This window comes from Shewanella goraebulensis (assembly GCF_030252245.1).
GTDB classification, from domain to species: Bacteria; Pseudomonadota; Gammaproteobacteria; order Enterobacterales; family Shewanellaceae; genus Shewanella; species Shewanella goraebulensis.
Genome location: NZ_CP126972.1, coordinates 139,595 through 166,265, shown reverse-complemented (window position 1 = coordinate 166,265; position 26,671 = coordinate 139,595). Strand labels below are relative to the sequence as shown.

General features: G+C 42.0%; 28 protein-coding genes and 1 riboswitch. Of the genes, 9 read left to right on the top strand and 19 right to left on the bottom strand.

All coding sequences use genetic code 11. The features are described 5' to 3' along the window. The 3 genes from gspE to gspC are packed head-to-tail and all read right to left on the bottom strand — an operon-like array spanning window position 1 to window position 4,682. Window positions 1–1,563, bottom strand: a complete 1,563-nt coding sequence (gene gspE, locus QPX86_RS00775) for a type II secretion system ATPase GspE (protein ID WP_285163850.1) — start codon at window positions 1,561–1,563, stop codon at window positions 1–3. Continuing rightward, window positions 1,556–3,736 carry a type II secretion system secretin GspD gene (gspD, locus tag QPX86_RS00770; protein ID WP_285163849.1) on the bottom strand — a complete coding sequence of 727 codons (2,181 nt, stop codon included), beginning with the start codon at window positions 3,734–3,736 and terminating at the stop codon, window positions 1,556–1,558. The genes gspE and gspD overlap by 8 nt, the downstream gene beginning before the upstream one ends. Before the next feature lie 25 nt (window positions 3,737–3,761). After that, entirely contained in the window at window positions 3,762–4,682 is a 921-nt protein-coding gene (gene gspC, locus QPX86_RS00765) for a type II secretion system protein GspC (protein ID WP_285163848.1), read from the bottom strand. A 247-nt stretch (window positions 4,683–4,929) separates the two neighbouring features. On the opposite strand from gspC, the gene hslR reads away from it, so the two are divergent. The 4 genes from hslR (at window position 4,930) to QPX86_RS00745 (ending at window position 10,122) form a co-directional block, all read left to right on the top strand. Beyond that, window positions 4,930–5,328, top strand: coding sequence for a ribosome-associated heat shock protein Hsp15 (gene hslR / locus QPX86_RS00760; protein WP_220754031.1), 399 nt, complete (start codon window positions 4,930–4,932; stop codon window positions 5,326–5,328). 32 nt (window positions 5,329–5,360) lie between these two features. After that, window positions 5,361–6,221, top strand: a complete 861-nt coding sequence (gene hslO / locus QPX86_RS00755; RefSeq protein WP_285163847.1) for an Hsp33 family molecular chaperone HslO — start codon at window positions 5,361–5,363, stop codon at window positions 6,219–6,221. 282 nt (window positions 6,222–6,503) lie between these two features. Further along, window positions 6,504–8,045 carry a phosphoenolpyruvate carboxykinase gene (locus tag QPX86_RS00750; protein WP_285163846.1) on the top strand — a complete coding sequence of 514 codons (1,542 nt, stop codon included), beginning with the start codon at window positions 6,504–6,506 and terminating at the stop codon, window positions 8,043–8,045. Between the two features lie 211 nt (window positions 8,046–8,256). Then, window positions 8,257–10,122 carry a M14 family metallopeptidase gene (locus tag QPX86_RS00745; RefSeq protein ID WP_285163845.1) on the top strand — a complete coding sequence of 622 codons (1,866 nt, stop codon included), beginning with the start codon at window positions 8,257–8,259 and terminating at the stop codon, window positions 10,120–10,122. A gap of 64 nt (window positions 10,123–10,186) precedes the next feature. On the opposite strand, the gene QPX86_RS00740 is transcribed toward QPX86_RS00745, so the two are convergent. Next, complete coding sequence (locus tag QPX86_RS00740; RefSeq protein ID WP_220754027.1) at window positions 10,187–10,504, bottom strand: GIY-YIG nuclease family protein; 318 nt, start codon at window positions 10,502–10,504, stop codon at window positions 10,187–10,189. Window positions 10,505–10,639: 135 nt separating this feature from the next. Between QPX86_RS00740 and moeA the strand changes: the two genes are divergently transcribed. From moeA to QPX86_RS00725, 3 genes are all read left to right on the top strand, one after another. Then, on the top strand, window positions 10,640–11,890 hold the full coding sequence (gene moeA, locus QPX86_RS00735; protein WP_220754026.1) for a molybdopterin molybdotransferase MoeA: 1,251 nt from the start codon (window positions 10,640–10,642) through the stop codon (window positions 11,888–11,890). A gap of 16 nt (window positions 11,891–11,906) precedes the next feature. After that, window positions 11,907–12,692, top strand: a complete 786-nt coding sequence (moeB, locus tag QPX86_RS00730) for a molybdopterin-synthase adenylyltransferase MoeB (protein WP_285163844.1) — start codon at window positions 11,907–11,909, stop codon at window positions 12,690–12,692. 153 nt (window positions 12,693–12,845) lie between these two features. Then, window positions 12,846–13,103 (top strand): putative hemolysin, encoded by a 258-nt coding sequence (locus QPX86_RS00725; protein ID WP_285163843.1) that lies wholly within the window; start codon window positions 12,846–12,848, stop codon window positions 13,101–13,103. A 60-nt stretch (window positions 13,104–13,163) separates the two neighbouring features. Here QPX86_RS00725 and QPX86_RS00720 read toward each other — a convergent pair whose 3' ends face one another. Together QPX86_RS00720 and QPX86_RS00715 are read right to left on the bottom strand one after the other, a co-directional pair. Beyond that, window positions 13,164–13,373, bottom strand: a complete 210-nt coding sequence (locus QPX86_RS00720) for a DUF2986 domain-containing protein (protein WP_285163842.1) — start codon at window positions 13,371–13,373, stop codon at window positions 13,164–13,166. Between the two features lie 196 nt (window positions 13,374–13,569). Next, window positions 13,570–13,737, bottom strand: coding sequence for a YqaE/Pmp3 family membrane protein (locus tag QPX86_RS00715; protein ID WP_220754022.1), 168 nt, complete (start codon window positions 13,735–13,737; stop codon window positions 13,570–13,572). Window positions 13,738–13,974: 237 nt separating this feature from the next. On the opposite strand from QPX86_RS00715, the gene QPX86_RS00710 reads away from it, so the two are divergent. Beyond that, on the top strand, window positions 13,975–15,072 hold the full coding sequence (locus tag QPX86_RS00710) for a GGDEF domain-containing protein (protein ID WP_285163841.1): 1,098 nt from the start codon (window positions 13,975–13,977) through the stop codon (window positions 15,070–15,072). Window positions 15,073–15,078: 6 nt separating this feature from the next. Here QPX86_RS00710 and QPX86_RS00705 read toward each other — a convergent pair whose 3' ends face one another. From QPX86_RS00705 to moaA, 11 genes are all read right to left on the bottom strand, one after another. Continuing rightward, window positions 15,079–15,750, bottom strand: a complete 672-nt coding sequence (locus QPX86_RS00705; RefSeq protein ID WP_220754020.1) for a TIGR01621 family pseudouridine synthase — start codon at window positions 15,748–15,750, stop codon at window positions 15,079–15,081. Window positions 15,751–15,803: 53 nt separating this feature from the next. Further along, window positions 15,804–17,042, bottom strand: a complete 1,239-nt coding sequence (locus QPX86_RS00700) for a sensor histidine kinase (RefSeq protein ID WP_374758498.1) — start codon at window positions 17,040–17,042, stop codon at window positions 15,804–15,806. Window positions 17,043–17,109: 67 nt separating this feature from the next. Continuing rightward, a complete protein-coding gene (locus QPX86_RS00695; RefSeq protein WP_220754018.1) occupies window positions 17,110–17,787 on the bottom strand; it encodes a response regulator transcription factor in 678 nt (225 codons plus the stop codon). 58 nt (window positions 17,788–17,845) lie between these two features. Then, the gene (locus QPX86_RS00690; RefSeq protein WP_220754017.1) at window positions 17,846–18,370 is read right to left on the bottom strand and encodes a PepSY domain-containing protein; all 525 of its coding nucleotides are present in this window, start codon (window positions 18,368–18,370) and stop codon (window positions 17,846–17,848) included. Between the two features lie 83 nt (window positions 18,371–18,453). Next, window positions 18,454–19,560 (bottom strand): ABC transporter ATP-binding protein, encoded by a 1,107-nt coding sequence (locus tag QPX86_RS00685; RefSeq protein ID WP_285163840.1) that lies wholly within the window; start codon window positions 19,558–19,560, stop codon window positions 18,454–18,456. Then, window positions 19,541–20,221: a molybdate ABC transporter permease subunit gene (gene modB / locus QPX86_RS00680; RefSeq protein ID WP_220754015.1), complete on the bottom strand. Its 681-nt coding sequence runs from the start codon at window positions 20,219–20,221 to the stop codon at window positions 19,541–19,543. Before modB ends, QPX86_RS00685 begins: the two co-directional genes overlap by 20 nt. Before the next feature lie 3 nt (window positions 20,222–20,224). Beyond that, window positions 20,225–21,100 carry a molybdate ABC transporter substrate-binding protein gene (gene modA / locus QPX86_RS00675; RefSeq protein WP_220754014.1) on the bottom strand — a complete coding sequence of 292 codons (876 nt, stop codon included), beginning with the start codon at window positions 21,098–21,100 and terminating at the stop codon, window positions 20,225–20,227. Between the two features lie 18 nt (window positions 21,101–21,118). After that, a complete protein-coding gene (gene moaE / locus QPX86_RS00670; RefSeq protein ID WP_220754013.1) occupies window positions 21,119–21,607 on the bottom strand; it encodes a molybdopterin synthase catalytic subunit MoaE in 489 nt (162 codons plus the stop codon). Between the two features lies 1 nt (window position 21,608). Beyond that, entirely contained in the window at window positions 21,609–21,857 is a 249-nt protein-coding gene (gene moaD / locus QPX86_RS00665; RefSeq protein WP_285163839.1) for a molybdopterin synthase sulfur carrier subunit, read from the bottom strand. Between the two features lie 75 nt (window positions 21,858–21,932). Continuing rightward, window positions 21,933–22,415, bottom strand: coding sequence for a cyclic pyranopterin monophosphate synthase MoaC (moaC, locus tag QPX86_RS00660; protein ID WP_220754011.1), 483 nt, complete (start codon window positions 22,413–22,415; stop codon window positions 21,933–21,935). Window positions 22,416–22,513: 98 nt separating this feature from the next. Next, window positions 22,514–23,494, bottom strand: a complete 981-nt coding sequence (gene moaA, locus QPX86_RS00655; protein ID WP_220754010.1) for a GTP 3',8-cyclase MoaA — start codon at window positions 23,492–23,494, stop codon at window positions 22,514–22,516. Continuing rightward, window positions 23,482–23,615, bottom strand: a riboswitch (molybdenum cofactor riboswitch). (Overlaps the previous gene by 13 nt.) A gap of 209 nt (window positions 23,616–23,824) precedes the next feature. Between moaA and QPX86_RS00650 the strand changes: the two genes are divergently transcribed. Next, entirely contained in the window at window positions 23,825–25,474 is a 1,650-nt protein-coding gene (locus QPX86_RS00650; RefSeq protein ID WP_285163838.1) for an electron transfer flavoprotein-ubiquinone oxidoreductase, read from the top strand. A gap of 77 nt (window positions 25,475–25,551) precedes the next feature. On the opposite strand, the gene QPX86_RS00645 is transcribed toward QPX86_RS00650, so the two are convergent. Continuing rightward, window positions 25,552–25,902: a DUF4870 domain-containing protein gene (locus QPX86_RS00645; RefSeq protein ID WP_220754008.1), complete on the bottom strand. Its 351-nt coding sequence runs from the start codon at window positions 25,900–25,902 to the stop codon at window positions 25,552–25,554. Between the two features lie 42 nt (window positions 25,903–25,944). Further along, entirely contained in the window at window positions 25,945–26,649 is a 705-nt protein-coding gene (locus QPX86_RS00640; protein ID WP_285163837.1) for an MOSC domain-containing protein, read from the bottom strand. Window positions 26,650–26,671 lie beyond the last annotated feature (22 nt).

Genomic DNA, 26,671 nt, shown 5'->3' with positions numbered 1-26,671 from the left:
TTATTCCTCGCGTGTCACGCGCAGTACTTCTTCTAAAGTGGTAACCCCATCAAGTACTTTACTCATACCATCATGACGAATACTTGGGATTGTTTGACGCACGTATTTTTCAATCGCGAGTTCACCACGACCGCCATGGATCAATTCACGAACATTATCATCAACCACTAACAGTTCATGAATACCGGTACGGCCTCTATAGCCGTTATTACCACATTCTTTACAACCATTAGCGCGGTAAATTACTCGCGTATCATTGGCTGTAACACCAAGTAGTTCACGCTCACGTTCATCAGGTTCATGTGGGATCTTACACTCATTACATAAAGTACGAATAAGACGCTGCGCCAAAACCCCTAATAAACTTGAAGAAACAAGGAAAGGCTCAACACCCATATCTTGTAAACGTGTAATAGCACCTGAGGCGGTGTTGGTATGCAAGGTAGATATTACCAAGTGACCTGTTAACGAGGCTTGAACCGCAATTTGTGCGGTTTCTAAGTCACGGATTTCACCAATCATGACCACATCAGGATCTTGACGTAGAATCGCGCGTAAACCACGAGCAAAGCTCATATCGGCTTTCATGTTCACTTGCGTTTGACCGATACCTTCGAGTTCATACTCAATAGGATCTTCTACAGTCAAAATGTTAGTGTCTTTTGAGTTAATCTCAGTTAAGCCTGCATACAAAGTGGTACTCTTACCAGAACCTGTAGGACCTGTTACCAAGATAATACCGTGAGGCTTGCGGATAATGGCATCAAACTGGTCACGGATAGCTAAGGTCATACCTAGCAATTTCAAGTCGAGGTTGCCGGTGTTCTTATCCAGTAGACGCAACACAACACGTTCGCCATGACTTGATGGCATCGTTGATACACGCACATCGACAGCGCGACCTGCAATACGTAATGAAATACGGCCATCTTGAGGAACACGTTTTTCAGCAATATCCAAACGCGCCATCACTTTGATACGTGAAACAAGTAATGAAGACAGTTTACGATTCGGTTTTAAAACCTCTTTGAGTACACCATCAATACGGAAACGAACAATTAGTTGCTTCTCATAAGTCTCGATGTGAATATCAGAGGCTTCTTCTTTAATCGCTTCAGACAATAATGCATTAATTAATTTAATAATTGGTGCATCATCATCGCCTTCTAACAAGTCTTCAGTTTGCGGTAGTTCTTCAGCAAGAGTGAATAAATCCATCTCGTTGCCAATATCTTCCATCAACTGTTGTGCTTCAGACGAATTAGCTTGGAAAGTTTGCGTTAGCTTGGCTTCAAACTCTTCAACAGGCAGCTTACTCAGCACCAACTCTTCCCCGGCATAACGACGAACTTCTAGCATCGCATCCAATGGGGTTTCACTGGTGTAATACAATTTTAGCGCGTCAGTTTCTTTAGCCAGAGCCAAATTAAAACGGTGGGAAAAAGCAAAAGGTAAGCGCTCACGACTGTTGGAATGGAAAACCTCATCATTGAGCTCTTCCGCTTCCAAACCTAAGTCAGTGGACACTTGTGCCAATTGCTCAGTCATCTCTGCTTCACTCATTGGCATCGTCTTCTTGTTCAGCTTTTTCAGCTTCTTCAACCACAGCGGCTTCGGCTTCTTCTGCTAACTGTTTATCTTTATCTTTGCTTTCACTAATGTGTCTCAGTGCAGGATCTGTTTCACGCATCTTAGTTTCTAAGCTTTTACCTTCTTTGTAACGATTAAGCACTTCGTTAACTTCATCTGGTAAATATGCATCTTGATCCCACTCTTCAAGAACAGGTACTTCACTGTCTGGCATTAGGTTTACGCCACGTTCTTGTTGTTCGATTTGTAGTGCACGGAAGTAGTTATATTTACGCCCTGCAATACCTTCCATCGTAATACCATCACGAATAATCGTTGGTTTGATGAAAATCATTAGGTTTTTCTTTTTCACACCACTTGAAGATGACTTAAATAAATGACCAATAATTGGTAAGTCGCCTAAGAAAGGAACCTTTTGAACTGACTCTTGAGTTTCTTCACTAATTAAACCACCTAGTACCACAATTTGACCTGAATCAGCCATTACTGTCGTAGTCAGTCGACGTGTAGCAAAAGTGACATCGACACCGGTTTTACCATTAATACCTGAAGTTTCTTGTTCAATGGTAAGTTTAACTGCATTACCTTCGTTCACCTGAGGAACAACTTTCAGTTTCACACCCACTTCTTTACGTTCAACCGTTTGGAATGGGTTGCTGTTACCGTTACTTGAATTTTGGCTACCTGTTAGAATCGGCACTTCATCACCAACAATGAATGAAGCTTCTTGGTTATCGAGCGTTGTGATAGAAGGTGTAGCAAGTACGTTTGACTTAGTATCACTTGATACTGCTTGTACTAATGCGCCAAAGTCACCGGCAGCAATACCCCATGCCATACCATTAACTTTACCCAATGCCGTTGCAAGCAAAGTAATGTCACCCTGAACCGCTGGGTTATCAGTACATGTCAGGTTATCACCAGAGCCCGTACAAGTTTGGGTAGCATCTTGTTCTTGCGCTTCCCAGACACCTGCACCAATTTCACCAATGGTTGGACCTAAGTTATTAAACTGGGTACCACCACCAGAAGCTGAAGCCCATTGAATACCAAAACCAACGTCATCACCTTCAGCGACTTCCACAATAATGGCTTCGACTAATACCTGTGCACGGCGAATATCGAGCTGATTGACCACGCTTTCAATAGTGCGCATTTGATCGGGTTCAGCACTAATCACTAAGGCGTTAGTATCAAGATGCGCCATAATATTAATTTCTTTACGGCGTTTACTACTACTTTGACCTGAATCTTGATCTGACTGTAATTGCTCAGCAAAACCGGTGAGCACTTCAACTAAATCTTCTGCTTTTGCGTAACGTAAATACCTTACTTTTGTATTACCTGTAGATGCTTGTTCAGCATCTAAACGTCTTACTAATTCAACAACACGTTGACGACTTTTTTCATCGCCACTCACAACCACTGAGTTAGTACGCTCATCAGCAACCACTTTAGGCGCTTGACCAGGCATCTGCGCTTGGTTAGCCGTTGAGCGATATAGAGTATCGATAATACGAACAATCTCTCCGGCTGAGGCGTATTCAAGAGAAACAACCTGAACTTCAGTATCACCTTGTTTATCAACTCGGCGTACGATTTCTACTAATTTATTTACAACGGCTGCACGGCCAGAAATCATCAATACATTTGACGGGTCATAGTTAACAACATTACCGCCACCAGCATTATCATTTAGCTGACGTAATAGAGGCGCAAGCTGCTTAGCTTCAGTGTTATATAGGGCAACAATACGTGTAACCATCTCATCGCCTAAGCCCGGGCTACCATCATCAGCAACACGGATAGCAGCAGTTTTTGCATCTTTATCCTTAATCACTTTAATGACGCGGTTTTCCATTTCGACAACGGCATAGCCATACACTTGCAATACATTGAGGAAGAATTGGTAATACTGCTCATCGTCTAATAAATCGTAACTACGTACATTGATTTTTCCGCGTACAGTGGGATCCACGATGATAGTCTTATTGAGGTTTTTACCTACAATATTGATGAATTCTTGAATATCGGTGCCTTTAAAATTGGCAGCATATTGCTCCGACCAAGCTGCTTGAGATGCAAGCATTGCTATACCAGCAACCATCCCTGCTAATAACTTGCGTCGAATTCCATAACTCTTCATTATTTTCAATCCTCTACTGCCGGTACTATTCTGGCAAACTAAAAATTATTTCTACTAACTGTCCATCACGTTCAACCATGACGCCGATTTCTGTTAATTCTGGTAATTGCGCCATAACCTCTAATGATTGCCCCATGTCGGTTAAATCATATCCGTTAATGGATTTGGCTAAATCATTTGCTTTAAAACCTGCAGCCGCAAATAAAGTTTGATCTTTACCTGGGTTGAGGCGGTAGCCGCTGACACCTTCTGGCCCGCGAACTGGAGAGATGGCTAAGTAGTCGGTGAGTTTACTCGGATCAGCAAGCAGCTCATCACGAGAATCACTTAACTCTTGAGCAATTTGGGCATTCTGACGACGATCATCGCGCTGTACTGCGCGATCTTTTTTTGCCTGTTGCAAAGACTCGTTTGCTTGACTTTGAGTGGTATAGCTTAACCCGTCTAACATCAGGGTTTCATAGCGGCCAGCGTTAGTAATAATGATTCGGTCGGCGTACACTTCTTTAAGTGATGCTGAAGTGCCCTTAATTTTGTCACCTAACCCGTAAGTTTCTTGATTGCCTTTGGATTCAATGACAGCAAGACCATTAGTATCGGAAGTCGACGCCACTACACCCGTTAATAAAATCGACAGGTTGGTTTTAGGTGCATCGGTAATTTGTTCTACTGGAGCTGGTTTATTTGGTCGACCTTCAGCATTCGCGTCTTTTTCACCAAATAACGACAATTTCTGGACACTACTTAGCTCTACCCGCTTAGCACTTGCTACCGAAGTTGGCGAAGGTTGCCATGCAACCGCCTGAGAATTTACTGGCATTAACTTCCACGAAATCTGCGCAGTTAGTATAAGCACAATCACTAATCCTAACCAAAATACAGCTGTGCTTAATGGCTTTTGGGGGATTCCCGCTGCCTTAGTTATAATTTTATCTAATACATCCATATTCGGCTTTGACCCTCTAGCAGGTCGCTGTTCTAATTCTGTTAATTTAGGAAATACTGCATCATGCTAACTCACCCAGCTTATTGCAACAAGCCCGCAGCATATGGATTGGCGAAATTGCACTGAATATGCTACATTTGCGCGCCTAAAAAGGCTGTGAGAAACGCCACGATATTAGGCTCTTTCCACCAATTTACATGTTAAAAATGTCAACGGTGTGAAGTCATACCACTTTTGGGGGTGTTAGATGAGCCAGACTCCATCTAAAACAGTCACAGTTAGACTCGATAAATGGTTATGGGCGGCACGTTTTTATAAAACACGCTCAATAGCTAAAGAGATGATCAATGGTGGAAAGGTGCATTATAACGGTCAACGGGCTAAATCTAGCAAACAAGCTGAGATTGGTGCCAAGATTCGTTTACGCCAAGGCCATGATGACAGGGAAATAATTATTGCTCAGTTGTCGGAACACCGACAAGGAGCTGCTGTAGCGCAAACGCTATATGAAGAAACAGCCGAAAGCATTAGCAAGAGAGCGTTTAATGCAGAAGCTAGACGTTTGAATATTTTGAATAATCCCGCCCCAGAAAATAAGCCGGATAAAAAACAACGTCGCCAACTCATTCGCTTTAAAGATCTATAACGATATTTACGGCACAACAAACGAGATTAAACATGAGCAAAGATATTTTACATCGCTACTTATTCGATAATGCCGATGTCCGTGGTGAAATGGTTCAACTTGATAAAAGCTATCAAGAAATTCTTTCAGCGCATGAATACCCAAAGGCGCTGCAATTGATTATGGGTCAGCTAATGGCTGCGACTTCATTATTAACTGCAACCATCAAGTTTACTGGTGATATCAGTGTGCAATTACAAGGTGACGGACCGGTTTCTGTTGCTGTGATTAATGGTACCAACTTACAAGCACTCCGCGGTGTAGCTCGCTGGAATGGTGAGTTTGCTGATGGTGCATCACTAACTGATTTATTCGGCAAAGGTGTCATGGTAATTACTTTGACTCCTGATGAAGGTGAGCGATACCAAGGTATCGTGTCATTAGATCATGAAAACTTAGCAGCCTGCTTAGAAGAGTACTTTAATCAGTCAGAACAATTGCCGACACATATTTCGTTATTTGCTGATGGTAAGCAAGCAGCGGGAATGCTACTGCAAGTGTTGCCAACTAAAACTGAAGAAAATGAAGACTTCAATCACTTATTGGCACTAACTGAAACCATTAAACAAGAAGAGTTGTTCACGTTATCTGCCGAAGATATTTTGCACCGCCTTTATCATCAAGAAGATGTACGTCTATTTGACCCTGTAGAGGTTAGCTTCAAATGTACTTGCTCAAGAGAGCGAAGCGCCAAAGCACTTACAACAATTGACCAGAGTGAAGTTGAAGAAATTCTTGCAGAAGAAGGTAAGATTGAAATGGGCTGTGAATACTGCCCTAAAATGTATACCTTCGACAGTATCGATATTGCCGCAATTTATGCCGGTAACTTAGAAGCTGGCCAACAGCAGTAACTGATCGATATAACATACAAACTTTCATAAAAAAGCGCCTTTGGCGCTTTTTTTATGTAAAAAATCTATCTTAAAACTAAAAAATTGGGTTAACTTACAAAAAAGTTACCAAACTGTTAGTTACCTGTATTGTTTATTACGTTACAATCACTGAACACAGGCATTGCTAATTTAGCGTTAACCTAAGCATATGTCTCTGAGCAAGCGATAACGTAAGTCATCCCAAACTATAAATCGGCAATATAGACCGATAAACGACCTATTAAAACGGAGAAGCACCCGATGACAGATGGAACAAACAGCGTACACTTCAACCTTACTAGCGCTGAGTTAATTGAACTTGCTTTACAACGTAATGAAGGGCAGTTAACCGCAAATGGCGCATTAGTCGCGAAAACTGGCGAGCGTACAGGACGCTCTCCCAATGACCGTTTTATTGTTCAAGAAGCTAATACCCAAGATGAAATTGATTGGGGTTCGGTCAACAAAGGCATTGCGGCAGATACCTTTGATGCTCTTTGGGGGCGTGTTGAAGCCTATCTATCTGAAAAGGATATATTTGTTTCTGAACTTGAAGTCGGTGCTGACGATGCGCACTACCTTCCTGTACGTGTTACAACTGAATATGCTTGGCATCAAGTGTTTGCTCGCAACTTATTTATCACCCCTGAACAATTTAACCGTGGTGATAAAGACGTTTGGCAAATCATGAATGCCCCAGAGTTTGTCTGTGACCCTGCCCGTGATGGCACACACTCTGATGCTGTCGTAATGATCAACTTCGAAGCTAAAAAAGTCCTACTTGCGGGACTTAAATATGCTGGCGAAATGAAAAAATCGATGTTCTCTGTACAAAACTTTTTGTTGCCAGCCAAAGGCGTACTGCCGATGCATTGTTCTGCAAACGTAGGCAATGACGGCGATACCACTCTATTCTTCGGCTTATCAGGCACTGGTAAAACAACTTTATCTGCTGACCCAAAACGTTTTCTAATTGGCGATGATGAGCATGGCTGGGCACCTGGCGGCGTATTTAATATCGAAGGCGGCTGTTATGCAAAATGTATCGACTTAAGCCAAAAGAACGAACCAGTTATCTGGGATGCAATTCGTTTTGGTACTGTGCTTGAGAATGTCATGCTTGATGAAAGCCGCGTTCCTGATTACAGCAATACCACATTGACAGAAAACAGCCGAGCAGCATACCCACTTGAGCATATTGCCCAGCGTAAAGAAGAAAACCGTGGCGCTGAACCCAACTCAGTAGTGTTTTTAACTTGTGATGTATCTGGTGTTTTACCGCCGGTTTCTGTCCTCACAAAAGAACAAGCTGCTTACCATTTCTTATCTGGCTACACTGCAAAAGTGGGTTCGACAGAAATGGGCTCAACTTCAGCGATTCAATCAACCTTCTCTACTTGTTTTGGTGCGCCGTTCTTCCCTCGCCCAGCAGGTGTATATGCTGAGCTATTAATGAAGCGTATTGAGTCATTTGGTAGCCGAGTTTATTTAGTCAACACAGGTTGGACTGGTGGCCCTCACGGAGTCGGTAAGCGTTTTGATATTCCTACTACTCGTGCAATTGTCGATGCGATTGTTAGCGGTGAACTAAAAGATGTTGAAACACAACATATTGATAAACTTAACTTAGCAGTACCCGTTGCGGTTTCAGGTGTTGATACTCAACTTCTTAACCCAGTAAATACTTGGGCTGATAAAAATGAGTATGCCAAATACGCCCAGCAATTAGCTGAAGAGTTCACTGCAAACTTTGCTAAGTATCAGGTGTCTGATGCAATCAAAGCTGCGGGTCCAAACAGCTAAGTTTGTAATACTACATTCAGCGTAAATATATTGCTGCTTACCTTAAAAGCCTCAAACGACATTGAGGCTTTTTTTATTACCAGTCAAAAAATTAGCTTTGTTACATTTTAAAACGCCATATCCTCAATTACTTAACGCTAAGCTCTTGTCACACTGCCTATTTGATTTAAGATAAAACAACATTCTATTTGCTCATACCATAGGGATATCTATGCGCCGCGCCATACTCGCCAGTTTCATTATCAATTCACTATTTTCATTTGCTAGTGTGGCCGAAATACCTAAACAGGAAGTAAATGAGCAAATCGAAAAGCCTCACAATACTAGTTTGGCTGCAGACACTTTTATTAACGATGTTATTTTACCGCCGATTCATCCATGGCAAGGTCAAAGTGAGGCTCTTATTTTAGACGCTTCCGCCCCATGGTCTACGCCATTTGAACAGAATGGCTTAACCAATAGCCCTAATTATCATGACACCCACCAATGGCTAACTAAACTCGTTGAAAATAGTGATTCATTGTCACAAGTATCTATAGGTAAAAGCCCTCAAGGTCGAGATATTTGGATGGTGGTAGCTTCAGAATCTGGCGCAGCTACTCCTGAAGCCCTTCAGGAAAGCAACAAGCCTACCGTTTTAGTGCAAGCAGGTATTCACTCTGGTGAGATAGACGGTAAAGATGCAGGCATGATGCTACTCAGAGATATAACCCAAGGCGATAAACAAGCACTACTCGATAAAGTAAATCTGTTATTTGTACCTATATTGAGTGTCGACGGCCATGAACGTAGTAATGAATTTAATCGAGTCAATCAACGTGGACCTGTTGATATGGGCTGGCGAACGAATGCAAGAAATCTTAATTTAAACCGAGACTATGCCAAGTTAGACACCCTTGAATTACAGCACATGATCAGAGCCATCAATGTTTGGCAACCTGACCTATATATTGATGTGCATGTTACTGATGGCATTGATTACCAATACGATGTGACCTTTGGCTATAACGTTAAACAAGGATATAGCCCAGCAAGTTTTGAGTGGTTAGAAAAATACTATCGCCCTGAAGTTGAGGCAGCCCTTTCCGACAATGGTCATGTACCGGGTCCATTAGTATTTGCTATAGACAATACTGACCTTTCAAAAGGCTTGTCTTACTGGAACCCAAGTCCACGATTTTCAAATGGATACGGTGACGCTCGCCACCTACCAACAATTTTAATTGAAAACCATAGTCTAAAACCGTTTAGACAACGTGTTTTAGGTACATATGTGATGCTGGAGCAAACCTTAAAAACAGTGGCAACACATGGTACTAAATTAAAAGCAGCAATATACGAGGATAAATACCAGCGCCAACAACAAATCCCATTAACCTGGAATACTGTTGAGCAAGCGGGTTGGGATTTCAAAGGCATAGGTTATTCACTCGAAACCAGTGAGATTAGTGGTACAGAAGTAGTGCGCTGGAATGGTCAGCCAATGCTATATCCAAACTTACCTGTGATGGGGAATACTGAAGCGAATATCAAAACTCAGCGACCAAAGTTCTACTATATCCCTGCGCAGTGGCATCAAGTAATAGATCGTCTGTCGATTCATGGGGTACGTATGGCTCCATTAACTGAAGCCAAAACGGTTAAAGTCAGTCAGTATCAATTTACTGAGCCAAAATTTAACGCTAAAGACTATGAAGGCAGACAGCGTGTCACTGCCACCAGTGAAAAGGTTAAAATCGAAACCACCTTGCCTGTTGGCACCATCCAAATCTCCACTAATCAACCTTTAGGTGATTTAGCAATTTTATTGCTTGAACCTCAATCTGCTGATTCATTTTTCCAGTGGGGCTTTTTTAATAGCATCTTTACTCGTACTGAGTACATCGAAGATTATGCAGTCGAACCACTGGCAGCAAAAATGTTGGCTGAAGATGAAACCTTAGCGGCAGAGTTTAGACTCGCTTTAGAGGATGAAAGCTTTGCAAATGATTCAAAAGCAAGACTGCGCTGGTTTTATGAAAGAAGTCCGTATTTCGATGAGCAATATATGAAATATCCAGTATTACGCTCCCAATAAGCAATTGTAAAAAAGCCACCTTATGAAGTGGCTTTTTTTAGTTTTGTAGATGGTACTCGTCAAACTATTCGTGCTGATAAGAGGCGATTAAGTCTAACTTATTGCTGCGATTTAACTTTTTCACAGCGAGCTCGCGTTTTGTAGCAGCGCTTCTATCAACTGCATTTTCTTGGTAAACCAAGGTTAGCGGTCCTTTGCCTTTTAAATATTTAGCCCCTTTGGCGCCGCCCGCTTGATGCTCAGCAAAACGTCTATTCACGTCTGTCGTAATACCGGTATATAAATGACCGTTATGACATTTTACTATATAGAGAAACCACTCTACCTGTTTTGATGAAAGTCCAATGGGTTTCTCTGTTGTATCGCTACTCTTGCTGGACATAGATATAAAAAACCTTTGGTCTGATCATAGTTATCTGTGGCTATCATGGCATAATGCGGTATCAAAAATGAATCTTATTATCTAAGTCCGTCTTAGACGAACCACAACATGGCAAATGCCATGTGAGGAGCAACGATGTCAACAAAATCTGATGCCTGCGCACAGCCAGGATTAATGCACCCAACAGACGCTATTAAAGCTTTACTTGATCAAGTTAATGTCATCGATCACAGTGAAATGGTGAGCTTAAATGAAGCCGTTGGCCGCATACTATCTGAAGATTTGGCATCTTGTATCGACCTACCACCATTTGATAATTCATCTATGGACGGTTACGCGTTTAAATTCGACGAACTTACTGGCGATACAGCAACGACCTTAACTTTAGTCGGTACTTCTTTTGCAGGTCATCCTTACAAGGGTAAGTTCCCAGCCAATAGCTGTATCCGCATAATGACTGGAGCACCGGTCCCAGCTGGTTACGACACGGTTCAAATGCAAGAGAAGACTTCGGCAGATGGCGACAACATCACCATCGAGCACCCTAAAGCAAAAGGTAATAGCATTCGTTACCGCGGAGAAGAATTGGTCGCAGGAACCAATGTGCTTAAAAGTGGCACCCAAATTCGCGCAGCTGAAATGGGCGTATTAGCCACCATCGGTATCAGTCAAGTTCGCGTTAAAGCGCGCCTTAAAGTGGCTTTTTTCTCCACTGGTGATGAATTACGCCCTGTGGGAAGCGACCTTGCACCTGGACAAATATATGATTCAAACCGCTACTCCATCAAAGGCCTGCTTACCCAAGCCAATGTTGAATGGATTGACTTAGGTGTTATCGAAGATGACAAAGAAGCTATTCGCGGCGCATTTAAAGAAGCCGCGAGTAAAGCAGATATGGTACTGACATCGGGCGGCGTTTCAGTCGGTGATGCGGATTACACCAAGCAAATACTGTCAGAAGAAGGTGAAATCACCTTTTGGCGCTTAGCGATTAAACCAGGTAAACCATTTGCCTTTGGTAAGTTAGGCAAAGCGGTATTTTGCGGACTGCCGGGTAACCCAGTTTCATCTATGGTGACCTTTTACAAACTTGTTTGGCCAATCGTCAATAAGATGCAAGGCTTATCGGTGAAAGAGCCGTTAATTGTAAAAGCGACACTGACAACTCCAATTCGCAAACAACCGGGACGTGCGGAATACCAACGCGGTATTTTAAGTCGTGATGAAAATGGTGAGCTTGTGGTTGCCTCAACCGGTGGTCAAGGTTCAGGTATGTTGACTTCAATGAGCTTAGCAAATTGCTTTATTAACCTAGAGCAAGAGCAAGGCGATGTCGCATCGGGTACTACCGTTAATGTTGAACCATTCAACAGCGTATTGTGTTAATCGCGAAGGAAATTTAATGAGTAATTTACCTAAAAATGCTGATGATGTTGATATTTTGTCAGATAACGAAATGCTTCGTTATAGTCGCCAAATATCGATTAAAGCGATGGATATCGAAGGCCAAGAAAAACTTAAACAAGCTAAAGTACTGGTAATAGGCGCAGGAGGTTTAGGTTGTACCGTTACGCAATACCTTGCTGTTGCTGGCATAGGTGAAATGACCATTGTTGATTTCGACACAGTTGAACAGTCGAACTTACAACGCCAAGTATTGCATCATGATGAAAATGTTGGTCAAGCCAAAGTTGATTCAGCAAAGCAAACTTTAGCTCAATTGAATCCGCTTATCACCATCAATACCATCAACGAATTCCTTGATGAAGCGCGTATTGAACAGTTGGTATCTGAGCACATGTTAGTACTAGACTGCACTGATAATGTTCAAGTCAGAGAACAACTTAACCAAAGCTGTTTTAACCACAAAGTCAGTTTTATTTCTGCTGCGGCAATTCGTATGGAAGGCACGGTAACGGTATTTGATTATCAATCATCATCACCTTGTTATCACTGCTACAGCAGTTTATTTGGCGAGCAACAACTCACCTGTGTCGAGTCAGGCATTTTAGCACCTGTTGTTGGTTTAGTAGGTTGTATTCAAGCGACTGAAGCCATTAAAGCCATTAGTCATATGGGTGAAGGATTAAATGGTCGTATTCTGATGATTGATGCTATGACGATGGAGTTTCGTGAGATGAAACTTCCAAAACAAGCTAACTGCTCTGTTTGCTCGGCACCTGCATAACGGTTTTAATAAGCAAACTTTAACAATCAATGTTTTACTAAAAGTTGTAATCTTGGCTATAGTTGATAAAAGAAAAATCGCTGTATTATCAGCTTTCTTTTATGAGACTCTTTCATAGATCTTGTTAACGGACCCCTGTGATAGGAACACACTATGTTTGCTCAATCGACTATAGCTAATTTTAGTAAAGCGGTATTCAGTACAGCACTTCTCATCAGTTTAACCGCCTGTTCGGGTGATGACATTAAACCACTCAATATGACCAATCCTGCTGCAGATTACTGTATTGATAACGGCGGTACACGAGAAACGGTAGAGCATATTAATGGCGATGTTTCCCTTTGCACACTACCTGATGGTGAAGTGATTGAAGAGTGGGAATTGTTTAGGCGAGACCATCAAAAAAGTTAGCTTTACTCGTCTATCTTTTTAACGTGTATGTAATTAAGTGCTTTCAATTAGCCCTTACTATTAAACGGTTTGTTCTCTGGTCAGTTCCGCTTCCATAAGCGCATCTTGGCTCTCTTCAATAGCCACATCAGCAATACCTTCACTTGCCACAGAAGCTATAACGCGATCTGCTTTAGCGATATATTTAGGCTTATTGCTACCCGCTTTTTTTGCATTGGCCTTTTTGGCTTTACCTTTGAGAGTTTGGTTAATCTTTTTACGTCTATTCATATCAATGTCACCTTAAACTCTCTGATACTGTACTCATGGAATGCAAGCAGGATAAATCGGAGTGCGATTTTACAATTGTAGGCATAAAAATACCAACTCCAAATTGGCAGAGTTGGTATTTATCACTGAGCTCATAACAACTTTATTTAGTTAAATAAGCCTATTCCATTACTTGCTAATCGCTAGAGGGTAGCGATTAATCTTGTACTACCACCCAAATGGCGTGGATCAAGCCCGGAACAAAAAAGAGTAAACACAAAATAATATTTATCAGTAAGTCTTTCCCCATGCCTTTTTTCAAAAACACAGCCACAGGCGGTAAGAGGATTGCGATGACAATGAGCAGTAGTTTATTTGTATCCATAATTCTTTTTTATCCTTTTAATTTTCAAAAATTAATCAACCAAACTGGACATAAATGCAACAATTTGTGAAACAGATCAAATATTATTATGATGTTATATTAAATCAACTTATCCTTAATTTTTAATCATTTAATACAGGCTCAATGATAGAAAATAGTAGCAGTCTCATTTTAATTCAAATGATTTGTATCTTGTGCTTCGCAGGAACAATCGCATGGACAGTAATGGTTATCCCTATGCGGGTAGCACCCAGTGCTAGCCGGCGTTTTGCGTTAGCCAACCTTTGCGTTTTACTCGGCATGCTGCTTTACACTCAACGAACCCAAGAACCAAGTTATCTGCATTGGCTAGTAGCTGACAATATAATTCTAGTCGGTTTTTGCTTTTTACGCTGGGGAGCACAACGACTTTACCATTTAACATCAAGCCATCGATTTGATCTTACACTCATTCTTAGCTCAATCGGCTTGATGCTAATAGTAAAACCACAAGCCACTAGTTCTGCATATTTAATGATTATCCTATCTCTGGCTGCTGCAGTTTGCTTTATCATGTTGGCCAAAGATCATTACGTTGCATTTAAAGACAATTTTACAGCTTATGCCACTTATTGGCTGGTAGTCCCGATTGCGCTTATTGGCATGATGTTTTTGGTCAGAGCATTAATCCTAATAATCTATCCAGAAAAAGTCGCCACTTATGCTGCATTTAATACTGAAGAATCGATACCAATTTTGTGGATTTATATTGTATTAATCCTGTTGATGAATATTCTGATTATTGGCAACACTATCAATCGTCTTGTGGTAAAAATTATGACCCTGGCGAACAAAGATGCCTTAACGGGGCTTTGGAACCGCAATGCTTTACAAACAAAGCTCACCTTAGAGCACGCTCGCTGGTTAAGAGATAAAGTCAGTTACAGTATAATTTTGATTGATTTAGACCACTTTAAACAAATTAACGATGCCCATGGCCACACAGCGGGTGATGAAGTATTAAAACTTGCAGCTAAACAACTTAATAGCGTTACCCGTAAGATTGATTACTTATGCCGATATGGCGGCGAAGAGTTTGTATTGATATTACCACTAACAACAGAACGAAAAGCCCTTTGCGTTGCTGAAAAGCTACAACAAACCTTAGCGGAAATAAACTTTACATGGCGTGGTACGCCTATTGCTATTCAAGCCAGTATTGGTTGCGCTACGATTCAAGAAGACTTGCCAGTGGAAGCATTATTACATTTGGCGGATAAAGCGATGTACCAAGCAAAAGCCAGTGGTCGTAATTGCATTAAAGTAGCTAATACAGCAAAGCCAAATTACAACTAAAAGAGGTTATTTAGGCCAAGGTAAATTTGCTGGGGTTTGCCAAGCATCTAGCAGTTGTTGTTCCACTAATTGATTTAAAAAAGCTATGCCAATTTGTGGTACTTGCTTGAACTGAAAACGCTCACCTTGATACTCAAAGTCTAACGCCATTGCATGCAAGTAACATCTATCAGCCGCTTCACCGCCGTATAGTTCATCTCCTAGAATTGGCACGCCGATACTGCTTAACGCTACACGAAGTTGATGGGTTTTACCGCTCAAAGGTTTAAGTAGATATAATCGTAACCCATTGTCGATAGACTGGGAGAAAAACTGGGTTATTGCAGGGTTTGTTTTAGTGCGTAGCAGCTTGTACATACTGCGACGGGACTTAGCCATATCACCGATAATCCCACCCTGTTTCTTTTTAGGTTTACCTTTAGCTATCGCCACATAAAACTTTTGAATTTTATGCTCGCTAAACAGCGCAGTGAATATCGCAGCCACTTGAGAAGATTTAGCCAAAATGAGTAAGCCTGATGTGGGAGTATCAAGACGATGAACAGCAAACAACTTAATCTTTAAGTCAGCCTCAACCTGCGCCACCACACCAGCGGTGCCATCTTGGCTATGAAAGTGCACATTAGGTAACTTATTAATAACGATGAAGTCTGGATGCTGCTGTATGATTTGGTACATAGTCTCGACTCTAGAGCCTGTTGAGGTCACTTAACTGCATTAAGCAACAAGGACTAGAATCGAATATCGACTATCAGTCCAGGATGGTTATCTTTCAATTCGATTTTAGCATGGTGACGAGATAAAATCGCTTTCACCATAGATAAACCAAGGCCAGTGCCTTTGTGATGACGGCTCGGATCTAATCGCACTAAGCGCTCGAATACCCTTTCTTTGTCTTCATCGCTAATACCTGGGCCATTATCAATAATTTGAATCTTTCTGCCCGACTGCACAATCTGAATCTTTGCATCTTCTGGCGCATATTTAATCGCATTATCGACCAAGTTAAACAGTGCTTGGAATAATAAGTATTTATCACCCGATATGGTCACATCTTTATCAACGTCCAAGGTTAATACTTGCTGTTTTGACTCAGCAACCACTTCAGCCATTTCAAACAAATCTTCACATAAAAGCTGCAAACTCACTGGCTGCATATCTAATGTTTGCTGGCCTTCTTCAATTCGCGTTAACGATAGCATCGCATCGAAAGTTGCCAGACAATGATCTAGCTCTTCAAGCAACATAGCAGTGAGTTCTGGAACTTGCTCAGTAGGCTTATTAGGGAGTTGTTCAATGCCTATTCGTAAATGCGATAAAGGCGTTCTTAAATCGTGGGCGATATTATCAGTCACGCCTCGAACAGACATTAAGTTGTGTTCTAGGGTATCGAGCACCCGATTAAATTGCCCTGCAAGCATATCAAACTCATCTTGATTATGACTGACAGGTAAACGGGTATTGTACTCACCTTGTTCTATCTTTTCACAGAGTAAATTGTATTGTACTAAGCGTCTTAAAATCGCTTTAGAAAATACAAAACCAACCGCTAAGGTTATCCCTAAGGTAAAAGCTACTGCCCAAAAAGCGGCATTAATAAATTTATCGATTAATGCAGCTAAGTTATCGGTACGAGTTGCTATCAATACTGGCCCATAATGAGTCATAACTATGCCACCGGTGAGAATATGAAGCTTATCTGGGCCACCGGTTAATATGGGGAAATCTCGAGTTTTCGGCAACACTGGCATGTTGTCGGGCACAAAACTTAATGCACCCACCATATCGACGCTATTTCGCCATGCAATAAGCGCTGTTTTCGGATCTGCTGCGCGAATTTGTGCTGCAAAGCTTCGACGGTCAACCGTTAAAGCAAGCTGTTGATAACGCTGCATTTCAGTAGCAAGATGCTGCTCAACCTGATTCTCTTGTTCAATCACAAGCTGGCGGTATAAACCAAATACCAGCATTACAATCAACAAGGTCACTAAGGTTGAGAAGATCAGCGTTATCCGCCAAGCACTACTTTGGTAGGGTTTAATTCCCTTTGCAAAGGCGATATCCAGCCCCTCGAACGGTTTCGATAATTTCAGGGTGGCCTAGTTCTTCAAATTTACGGCGAAGTTTAGCAATATGTACATCAATCACATTGGTGCGAGGATCAAAGTGATAATCCCATACTGCTTCAAATAACAAGGTACGACTAATCACTTGATTAGGGTGTTCCATTAGATATTTAAGTAACTGAAACTCTTTAGGTTGCAGCATTAATTCATGCTCATCTAATGTGACTTTACGTGTCAGCAATTCCATTCTTAAATTGCCCACTTCAAGGTCGGTATTGGCCGCAGAAGGCGCATTACGTTGAATAAGCTTTTCTGCGCGAACTTGCAGTTCGGCAAAGGCAAAAGGCTTAGTCATGTAATCATCACCGCCAGCACGTAAGCCTTTTACGCGCTCATCAACATGACTTAGCGCAGATAGGATTAATACCGGAGTTTGATTGCCATTATTACGCAGTGCCGTCAGCAAAGTCAGTCCGTCTAGCTGGGGGAGCATGCGGTCTAAAATAATGATGTCGTATTGATTATGTTTTGCTTGGTGCAAGCCATCATGGCCATTGGTCGCTGTATCAACTTGATATTGCTGCGCGGTAAAACCTTCAGCAACATATTGTAGTGTTGTCGCATCGTCTTCAACGATTAATACTCGCATAGTGCTATTCCTTAGTTTTACAGCTTGTCACTGTAAAAATACTTATTGCCAAGTCACATTAGTCCCACTGCAACAAAGGCAGCGGACGTAAATCTTCAATATCAAAAGCAATCGTGTGTTTGCTTGAGACATTGAGTAATTTTAATTCTAGGTAACTGATTGCTAAGTCGTGATCTAACTCAGCTTCGATTAAATAACCTGTCTGGCCTTGTTGCGCCATTCTGACTAATTCAGTGAAGGTCATTTGCTTCTTGATTAATACACGTGCAGCTTTGATTTGGTCTAAATCATCAGATTCAAACGCAGATAATTTTTTAGTAATTAAACTGCCGTCGGTCGCATCAAAGGAGAATTCAGTAATTTCACTATCATCGAGGTTCAGTAAGTCAATTTCGTAAATTAACTGACCGTTTTCAACATCCATATCGAACGATGAAATAATACCGCTATATTCAGTTTCTATTTGTTCAATCACGATAAGCGGTTGTACGTATTCCCCCTTAGAGAGCAAGGTATGCATACTCGGGGTTGCCATCACCATAGATGGAAATACGACTAACAACGACAGAACGATTCGGAACATGAAAGCCTCAAGATGAGAATTGTAATAGTGTTACTTTACCTAAGCCCAGCAAAAGACCCAAGCATTGTAAGATTAATAATTGATCATGATTCTAGAATATGAACTTGCTCAGATTTAAGCGCTATCGTGGTCGCAAGCCCTGCTTTTAAAGAGAGCTTTTCAGCCAAATGAGATGGGATATCCATGTTAAACACTTCATCCACATCTGCCATTCTAGCCTTAACACGCACAGACTCCCCCATGACTAACATCGACTCAATAACAATATCGAGTTTATTGATACTACGACATAAACGACCACTAGAAATCGCGTTAAAACGAATACCTTGATTAGGAATAACCCAACGTACTTGCTGGCCTATCGTTAACTCGGGCGCACTGTCACTGGCAATAATTTGCTCGCCCATTTTAAGCCAAGTAATATTGGCATCAGAGTCTCGACCACTGACTTCGGCATTAAAGATGTTTCTAAGCCCCATCTGCCTTGCAACGGTTTCATTGCGAGGGTGAGATAACACTTCAAATGGCTCACCTTGCTGCAACATATTACCTTGGCTAATTAAAATCATTTTATCAGCAAGCAACAACGCTTCGTTCATATCATGAGTCACCATAATCACCGGTATCGATAACTGCGATTTTAATCTGGCTAACTCTATGTATAAGCGCTCACGGGTTTCTCTATCAACCGCAGAAAACGGTTCATCAAGTAATAACACCGAAGGTTCACGGGCTAATGCCCTCGCTAAAGCCACACGTTGACGCTGACCACCAGATAATTGCCCAGGCAACCTAGCAGGCAGTCCATGTAAGTTAACGCGTTCAAGCCAGTCTAGGGCTCTTGCCTTGCGTTCGCTTTTGGGAATGTGGTCCAACCCTGAAATGACATTTTCAAGCGCTGTAAGATGCGGAAATAAGCCGAAATGTTGCGGCACATAACCAATATGTCGCTGCTGAGGTGATAGATGAACATTATTTTTATCATCAAACCATCGCTGTTCACCACATTCAATTCGTCCTTTTTCTGGTGAGCTTAACCCTGCAATCATACGTAACAAGGTTGTTTTACCACCACCTGATGGCCCAACGACAGCCAACACCTCACCCGCTTTACAACTAAATTTTGCCGTTAAAGGGATCGGTGACAATTGTGATATTTCACAGTGCAAATCAGCGTTGTTGGTTGGCATTGTGGCCTCCTAAACGCTTTGAAAGGCTGGTAGTAATGGCAAGTACACTCACTGCGAACACCAATAACACTAGCGACATCGTGCCAGCTGATTCGAAATCAAATGCCTGCACACTGTCGTATATGGCAATAGAAATGGTCTTAGTCTCACCAGCAATGTTACCGCCAAGCATTAATACCACGCCAAACTCACCTAATACATGAGAAAAGCACAACACCACGGCAGTCAATATTCCAGGCCAAATCATCGGCAATTCAATTTTGGCAAAAATGCGCCACCAGCTCATGCCACAACATGCTGCTGCATCAGGGATATCGTGAGGGATGGTTTCAAAGGCGCGTTGTATCGGCTGCACGGCAAAGGGAATATTAACTAGGATAGAAGCTATCACTAAACCTGAAAAATTAAACACAAGTTGAGCACCAAAAAGTTGCTCAACCCATTGTCCTACCCAGCTCTGACTGCCTAAACCAACGAGTAAGTAGTAGCCAATAACGGTTGGCGGCAATACCAATGGCACCATGATCAGTGCTTCAACCCACGACTTGCCACGAAATTGTTTGTACGCTAAAAAGCGGCCAACAAAAATAGCCATTGGAATCAAAATTAACACTGTAACTGTACTTAACTTGGCGGAGAGCCACAGTGACTGCCAGTCCATAACTTACTGCTCCGCTACTTGCTGTCTTGGCCTTGGGGCTCGAAGTTTAGGTTGGTGTAAATGATGCTTATCGCTGATGCTGGCGGGAAAACCAAAACCATACTGTTTTAGTACTTGTTGAGCAGCAGTGGATTGCATGTACTGATAAAACTGTTTAGTGGTTTCACCCGCTTTAGGGGTCATGACCATGCGCTGATTAATCGGTTGATATAAAGCCTGAGGGATCTCAACATAGCGCCCCATCTTGGTAAATTGCGGCGCAGATGCTAAAGATAACGCCACAATGCCGCCTTGTGCTGAACCACTTAAAGAAAATTGTGCGGCTTGGGAAACATTTTCTCCCATAATGATGGTGGCCTGTAACTCTGACCAAAGGCCTTTGCTTTCAAGCAAAGCTTGAGCACGTTCACCATAAGGTGCATGGGCAGGATTAGCAATAACAAAGCGCTTTATCTCACCATTCGAGACAGCCTGAGCAAGCCCTGTTAATTCGGAATCGAGTTGTAGTGAAGAATTATTTGGCGCGACTATAGCGAGTTTGCCAACGGCATAAATATCGCCATCAGAATCGGTTTTACCCGCTTTATGCAATTGCTGTACATAAAACTCGTCTGCACTAAGCAGCATTTCAAAAGGCGCACCATGCTGAATTTGTGCAACAAAGTTACCTGAAGAACCGTAGGAAACTCGTACTTTCAATCCTGTCTCAGCGGTAAAGTTTGTCACTATTTCATCTAATGCAAACTTCACATTTGCTGCAGCGGCGATTGCAGGAGGCTTAGCAGCGAGCGCTGAAAACGAAACGAGGCTCACCACCCCAATTAGGCTAGTTAGCAATATTCGCTGAACACCAAGTAACAAACGGCGATGAGCCTTCATAAGTCCAGCATCCTTAATTTACTTAGCGTCGTCATTCCACATTGATGCAGCTTGTTCATCTGAATCACGGGCTTCAACCCAGTTATTACCTTCTTCGCCCGCTTCTAACTTCCAAAAAGGCGCTTTGGTTTTCAAGAAATCTATCAGGAATTCACACGCTGCGAAAGCCGCTTTACGGTGCATACTGGTCACGCCAATAAACACAATTTGCTCGCCTAACTCCATACGGCCAACACGGTGAATAATGGTGACGTAATTTAACGGCCAGCGCTCATATGCTTGTTCAGCCAATTGCACTAACACCGCCTCTGTCATACCCGGATAATGCTCAAGGGTCAGATCGGTCACTGCGCTACCGTCATTAAAGTCGCGCACTTTACCCGCAAACGTCACTACTGCGCCGTCGCTGTTATCGTTAGCTATCGCTGCATATTCATCAGCAACACTGAAATCAGCCGTTTGCACACGAACCACTTGTCTTGGGTTACTATTAGCCGTTACCGTCATATTATCCACCTGTTACTGGTGGAAAAAAGGCAACCTCATCGCCATCAACAACAGTTGCATCCCATGCACTCATGGTTTGATTCACGGCCACCAGTAGTTTGTCCGATGACAACACTTTGGCCCATTTGTCATCTTTAGCAGCTAATGCTTCACGTAGTTGCTCAGTATTGGTGATACCTTCTGCTGCAACTTCAACTTTAGCTGCGCCGAGTAACTCTCTAACTTGTGCAAAAAATAGAACTTGGATCATGTCAATGTCTCGTATTGAGTTGGTCTTACAATTAACGTTTTACGCTGCTGGCTTGTGCTCAATTACCAGCAAAAATTAATCTTCTGCTTGGAAATGACCTGACTTTCCACCACGTTTTTCAAGTAAACGGACTTGGGAAATAATCATGTCTTTTTGAACCGCTTTACACATGTCGTAAATGGTTAACGCGGCAGTTGATGCAGCGGTTAATGCTTCCATTTCCACACCAGTTTTACCAGAAAGTTTACACAAACTCGTGATACGAACGCGGTTAAGTTCTGGCTGAGCTTCAAGATTAACCTCTACTTTGGTCAACATTAAAGGATGACATAAAGGAATTAAGTCAGAGGTTTTTTTAGCGGCTTGAATACCTGCAATTCGAGCGGTAGCAAAAACATCACCTTTGTGATGACTGCCACTCATGATCATTTCAAGTGTACTAGGTGCCATTTCAATGAATGCTTCCGCGCGGGCTTCACGTTCAGTGACATTCTTTTCAGTCACATCGACCATGTGGGCATTGCCATCGGCATTGATATGGGTAAAACAATTGCTCATGCTAACTTGCCTTCTTAAGTCTTAAATTCTGTCGGAGAAAGGAATACTGTTTAGCAGCGTCACTGCTAACACCTTAAGCCGCCAAACTTAGCGCTAGGCTATCCGCCAATCGACGCTAAATGCTTGGTCACGCCTGTGATCCCTTGATGTAAATAATGGGTTTCTTCTTTCTGTGCCAATTGGCTATGCAAACGTTCAATTAATTCAGCGCGTTGAGATTCATGCTGTAATAAGTCACGTAAATCAAGACCATTTTCAGTAAACAAACACAAATGCAGTTTACCTTTCGCTGATACCCGCAAACGGTTGCAGCTGGCACAGAAGTTTTTGGCATACGGCATAATTAAGCCAATACGACCTTGATAATCTGGGTGGCTAAAGTTTTGAGCAGGGCCATCATCAACACTCGGTAAATCATATAACCAGCCTTCAGATTCAAGCTTTAACTTGATATCTAAGCCCGCTAAATGATGTGCATTAAAGTAATCATGACCTAAGCCTGTTTCCATCAATTCAATAAAACGCAAATCTATCGGCGTGCTTTTGATCCAATGTAAAAAACGTGGCAAATCTTTGTCATTTAAGCCTTTAAGCAGTACAGCGTTGATTTTAATCCGCTCAAACCCAGCCTCAAGCGCTGCATCGATACCTCGCATCACTTGATCAAATTTATTCTCGCCAGTGATTTGATAGAACATTTTAGGGTCTAAGCTATCAACAGAGACGTTAATGCGTCGCAGACCTGCGTCATACCATTCTTTGGCGTGCTTCTCGAGACGATATCCATTGGTTGTTGTAGCAACGGTATTAATGTTGTCATTATCTGCAACAACACGAATGATATCGGTGAAATCTTTGCGAAGGCTTGGCTCACCACCGGTAATACGGATTTTTTGAGTACCGACTTCGCCAAAAGCTGACACTAAATTTTCAATCTCATTTAGTGCTAGAAACTTAGGCTTACCATCAGGTCTATAACCGTCAGGAAGGCAATAGGTACATTTGAAATTACAAACGTCAGTGACTGACATCCGCAGATAGTGAAATCTTCGACCAAAACTGTCTTGTAGTTGGGACATGTTAACCTTTCCAAGTGTGGGAGGTAAGCGCATTTCTTTGCTCACCCCGGTGGCATTATTACCACGGCTAAATACCCGTATCTGTGGACGTAGGGAATAAAGCTCGGAGAACCGTCAACCTTGATTATAGGCCTAAATTCGGTCTAATCAGTACCTTTTTATGACATTTTGTCCCAGTTTGTACAAAATCTGTAAAGAATTGCGAGCTAGCTCACGAGCTCAAAATCACACTTGCTACTGTGACCTAGGTCATTTTTAAGGTAAGGTGAGTAAAACAAAAAAAACAACAAACCCGCCAAAAACCGGGATACGAAGATCAAAGGTGAGATGATGGAACGCGAATCTATGGAATTCGATGTAGTAATAGTCGGTGCAGGACCTGCCGGACTCGCTACTGCATGTCGATTAATGCAAATATCACAAGATGCAGACAAAGAAATGACTGTCTGTGTTGTCGAAAAAGGCTCTGAGGTTGGAGCGCACATATTATCTGGTGCGGTGTTTGAACCTAAAGTATTGGATGAATTATTCTCCGATTGGCGTGATTCCGATATCCCACTGAATACTAAAGTGACTCACGATGAGATTTACCTGCTAAGTTCTGAATCTAAATCTCAATTAATGTCTAACAGCTTAGTCCCCAAAACCATGCATAACGATGGTAACTACATTATTAGTGTAGGTAACTTAACCCGCTGGTTAGCTGAAAAAGCTGAAGGGTTAGGCGTCGAAATTTTCCCAGGGTTTGCTGCAAGCGAAGTGCTATTTAACCAAGATAATAGTGTTAAAGGCATTTTGATTGGTGACATGGGCGTGGGCGCAAATGGCGAAGAAAAAGACAGCTATATGCCGGGTATGGAGCTGCATGCCAAATACACCGTATTCTCAGAAGGTTGTCGCGGTCACTTAGGTAAAGAGTTAATTGCTAAATACCATCTTGATAATGGAAAGACCCCGCAGCATTATGGTTTAGGTTTTAAAGAAATCTGGAAGATTCCCGCTGAGCAACATCAAGAAGGTAAAGTTGTTCATACTGGTGGCTGGCCATTAAACCAAGGTACTTCAGGTGGCGGATTCCTATACCACATGGAAGACAACCAAGTAGCTGTTGGTTTAATCATCGACTTAAACTACAAGAACCCTCACGTCAGTCCATTTGACGAGTTCCAACGTTATAAGCAGCACCCTGTTATTAGTCAAACATTAACTGGCGGCGAGCGCTTAACATATGGCGCCCGCGCTATTGCTAAAGGCGGCTTAAACTCATTACCTAAAATGAGTTTCCCTGGCGGCCTGTTAATTGGTTGTGATGCAGGTACCTTAAACTTTGCCAAAATTAAAGGAACCCACACCGCAATGAAGAGCGGTATTGTGGCAGCCGAAACCTTAGGTGAAGCATTAATGGCTGGTGTTGAAGCGGGTAAGGATCTTGATTGTTTTCAAATTCGTATCGAACAAAGCTGGTTACACGAAGAGTTATTCCAATCACGTAATTTTGGTCCAGCTTTACATAAGTTTGGTACTTATTTAGGCGGTGCATTTAACTTTATCGACCAAAACTGGTTTGGCGGCAAGTTCCCAATCACATTGCGAGATGAAGCACCTGATCATGCTGAAATGGGACTGGCTAAAGACTTCACACCAATCGAATACCCTAAACCTGACGGCAAGTTAAGTTTTGATAAATTGTCATCGGTGTATTTATCAAATACGTTCCACGAAGAAGATCAAAAGTGTCACCTACAGTTAAAAGATGCTTCTATTCCAATCGCGGTTAACTTAATCAAATATAATGAACCTGCACAACGTTATTGCCCTGCAGGCGTGTATGAAGTCGTCGCAGAAGGTGCTGAGAATAAGTTTGTGATTAATGCACAAAACTGCATTCACTGTAAGACATGTGATATTAAAGACCCAAGTCAAAACATTACTTGGGTACCCCCAGAAGGCGGCGGTGGACCAAACTACCCTAATATGTAATCAGCAGAAATTAATCCAATAAAAAACGCACTAATCAGTGCGTTTTTTTATGGTTTAAATCTATGTATAGAAGAGCCTTATTTAATGAAGTTAATCGTCATCGGGTAACGATAAGCAACACCCTCTCCCGCTTTAATTATTGCGATAATAGTGCAAATGATATCCGCTAAGGCTAATGCCATAAGCAGTATAAAACCGATACCAACAATCGCTAAAATGCTGCTGATAATCACATATATAAGTAGGCTCAATTTAAAGTTAATGCAATTTTTGCCACATTCATTAACGAACTCAAAATCATCACGCTTCATTAGCCATACGATAAGCGGGCCAATAATGCTGCCAAGTGGAATGATATAACCTGCAAAGCTCGCTGCATAAACCAGTAACCCCATATCTCTGGCTTCTTTCTCAATCACTTCACTCATTCTTGTTCCTTGTCGTTATTAATTTTTATCTATCAAATGCGCTTAAGCAGGATCGCCTTCTGGGCCATATAACCGGTATTGCCAATTCTCTATTTTCTGAGTATAGATACGGTTTTGCATGCTCGCTAGCCAGTTTTTAGCCAAACCTTCACATTGCATTAATTGCTGATACTGCTCAGGGTCTATTTCGGCTAAAAAATAGATCTTCATGGCTTGAGCAATACTGATATCTGTTTTTCTCTCGATCAATATCACACTGTCGCCTGCCTTAATCACACCTTCTCGCAAGACTTTATAGAACCAGCCACACATTCGGCTCTCTTGCATTGCTAACGCAAATTTAGGGTGGCCAAATTGCACATTAAGTTTAAAGCATGGCGAGCGCGGTTGTGTCACTTGCAAAAGTACATCACCAATTTGAATAATATCGCCAATATTCACCTGAGATTCATCTAAACCTACCGTACTGATGTTCTCGCCCATGGCTGGCACATCTTTAAAGTTAGTGATTAAATCCCAGCGACGGTATTGGCCATAATGCTCTCGCGGAAAGTGATGTAATACACGCTCCTCACCGCCGTGATGAACAGGATCTGCTTGAGTATCGCCATCAACGCCAGACTTATTCACCTTAAGGCTTGGCACAGCTAGCTTGTTATCCATGGCCGTTTCAATACCTTTATTGACATCAATTTTATCACCGCGGAATAAACCTGAAATCTTCTTTGCTAACACATGGCCTGCCATTACTACTCTCTCGTCGTTGAAT

Coding starts and splice junctions, on each gene's coding strand:
- QPX86_RS00685 (WP_285163840.1), bottom strand. CDS start 19,560: ATGCCAACCAACAACGCTGATTTGCACTGTGAAATATCACAATTGTCA.
- gspD (WP_285163849.1), bottom strand. CDS start 3,736: ATGAAGAGTTATGGAATTCGACGCAAGTTATTAGCAGGGATGGTTGCT.
- QPX86_RS00740 (WP_220754027.1), bottom strand. CDS start 10,504: ATGTCCAGCAAGAGTAGCGATACAACAGAGAAACCCATTGGACTTTCA.
- gspC (WP_285163848.1), bottom strand. CDS start 4,682: ATGGATGTATTAGATAAAATTATAACTAAGGCAGCGGGAATCCCCCAA.
- QPX86_RS00640 (WP_285163837.1), bottom strand. CDS start 26,649: ATGGCAGGCCATGTGTTAGCAAAGAAGATTTCAGGTTTATTCCGCGGT.
- QPX86_RS00695 (WP_220754018.1), bottom strand. CDS start 17,787: ATGCGAGTATTAATCGTTGAAGACGATGCGACAACACTACAATATGTT.
- QPX86_RS00750 (WP_285163846.1), top strand. CDS start 6,504: ATGACAGATGGAACAAACAGCGTACACTTCAACCTTACTAGCGCTGAG.
- moaD (WP_285163839.1), bottom strand. CDS start 21,857: ATGATCCAAGTTCTATTTTTTGCACAAGTTAGAGAGTTACTCGGCGCA.
- QPX86_RS00725 (WP_285163843.1), top strand. CDS start 12,846: ATGTTTGCTCAATCGACTATAGCTAATTTTAGTAAAGCGGTATTCAGT.
- QPX86_RS00720 (WP_285163842.1), bottom strand. CDS start 13,373: ATGAATAGACGTAAAAAGATTAACCAAACTCTCAAAGGTAAAGCCAAA.
- moeA (WP_220754026.1), top strand. CDS start 10,640: ATGTCAACAAAATCTGATGCCTGCGCACAGCCAGGATTAATGCACCCA.
- QPX86_RS00700 (WP_374758498.1), bottom strand. CDS start 17,042: ATGCTGGTATTTGGTTTATACCGCCAGCTTGTGATTGAACAAGAGAAT.
- hslR (WP_220754031.1), top strand. CDS start 4,930: ATGAGCCAGACTCCATCTAAAACAGTCACAGTTAGACTCGATAAATGG.
- QPX86_RS00745 (WP_285163845.1), top strand. CDS start 8,257: ATGCGCCGCGCCATACTCGCCAGTTTCATTATCAATTCACTATTTTCA.
- hslO (WP_285163847.1), top strand. CDS start 5,361: ATGAGCAAAGATATTTTACATCGCTACTTATTCGATAATGCCGATGTC.
- modA (WP_220754014.1), bottom strand. CDS start 21,100: ATGAAGGCTCATCGCCGTTTGTTACTTGGTGTTCAGCGAATATTGCTA.
- QPX86_RS00715 (WP_220754022.1), bottom strand. CDS start 13,737: ATGGATACAAATAAACTACTGCTCATTGTCATCGCAATCCTCTTACCG.
- QPX86_RS00710 (WP_285163841.1), top strand. CDS start 13,975: ATGCGGGTAGCACCCAGTGCTAGCCGGCGTTTTGCGTTAGCCAACCTT.
- modB (WP_220754015.1), bottom strand. CDS start 20,221: ATGGACTGGCAGTCACTGTGGCTCTCCGCCAAGTTAAGTACAGTTACA.
- QPX86_RS00645 (WP_220754008.1), bottom strand. CDS start 25,902: ATGAGTGAAGTGATTGAGAAAGAAGCCAGAGATATGGGGTTACTGGTT.
- moaC (WP_220754011.1), bottom strand. CDS start 22,415: ATGAGCAATTGTTTTACCCATATCAATGCCGATGGCAATGCCCACATG.
- QPX86_RS00705 (WP_220754020.1), bottom strand. CDS start 15,750: ATGTACCAAATCATACAGCAGCATCCAGACTTCATCGTTATTAATAAG.
- QPX86_RS00690 (WP_220754017.1), bottom strand. CDS start 18,370: ATGTTCCGAATCGTTCTGTCGTTGTTAGTCGTATTTCCATCTATGGTG.
- QPX86_RS00650 (WP_285163838.1), top strand. CDS start 23,825: ATGGAACGCGAATCTATGGAATTCGATGTAGTAATAGTCGGTGCAGGA.
- moaA (WP_220754010.1), bottom strand. CDS start 23,494: ATGTCCCAACTACAAGACAGTTTTGGTCGAAGATTTCACTATCTGCGG.
- gspE (WP_285163850.1), bottom strand. CDS start 1,563: ATGAGTGAAGCAGAGATGACTGAGCAATTGGCACAAGTGTCCACTGAC.
- moeB (WP_285163844.1), top strand. CDS start 11,907: ATGAGTAATTTACCTAAAAATGCTGATGATGTTGATATTTTGTCAGAT.
- moaE (WP_220754013.1), bottom strand. CDS start 21,607: ATGACGGTAACGGCTAATAGTAACCCAAGACAAGTGGTTCGTGTGCAA.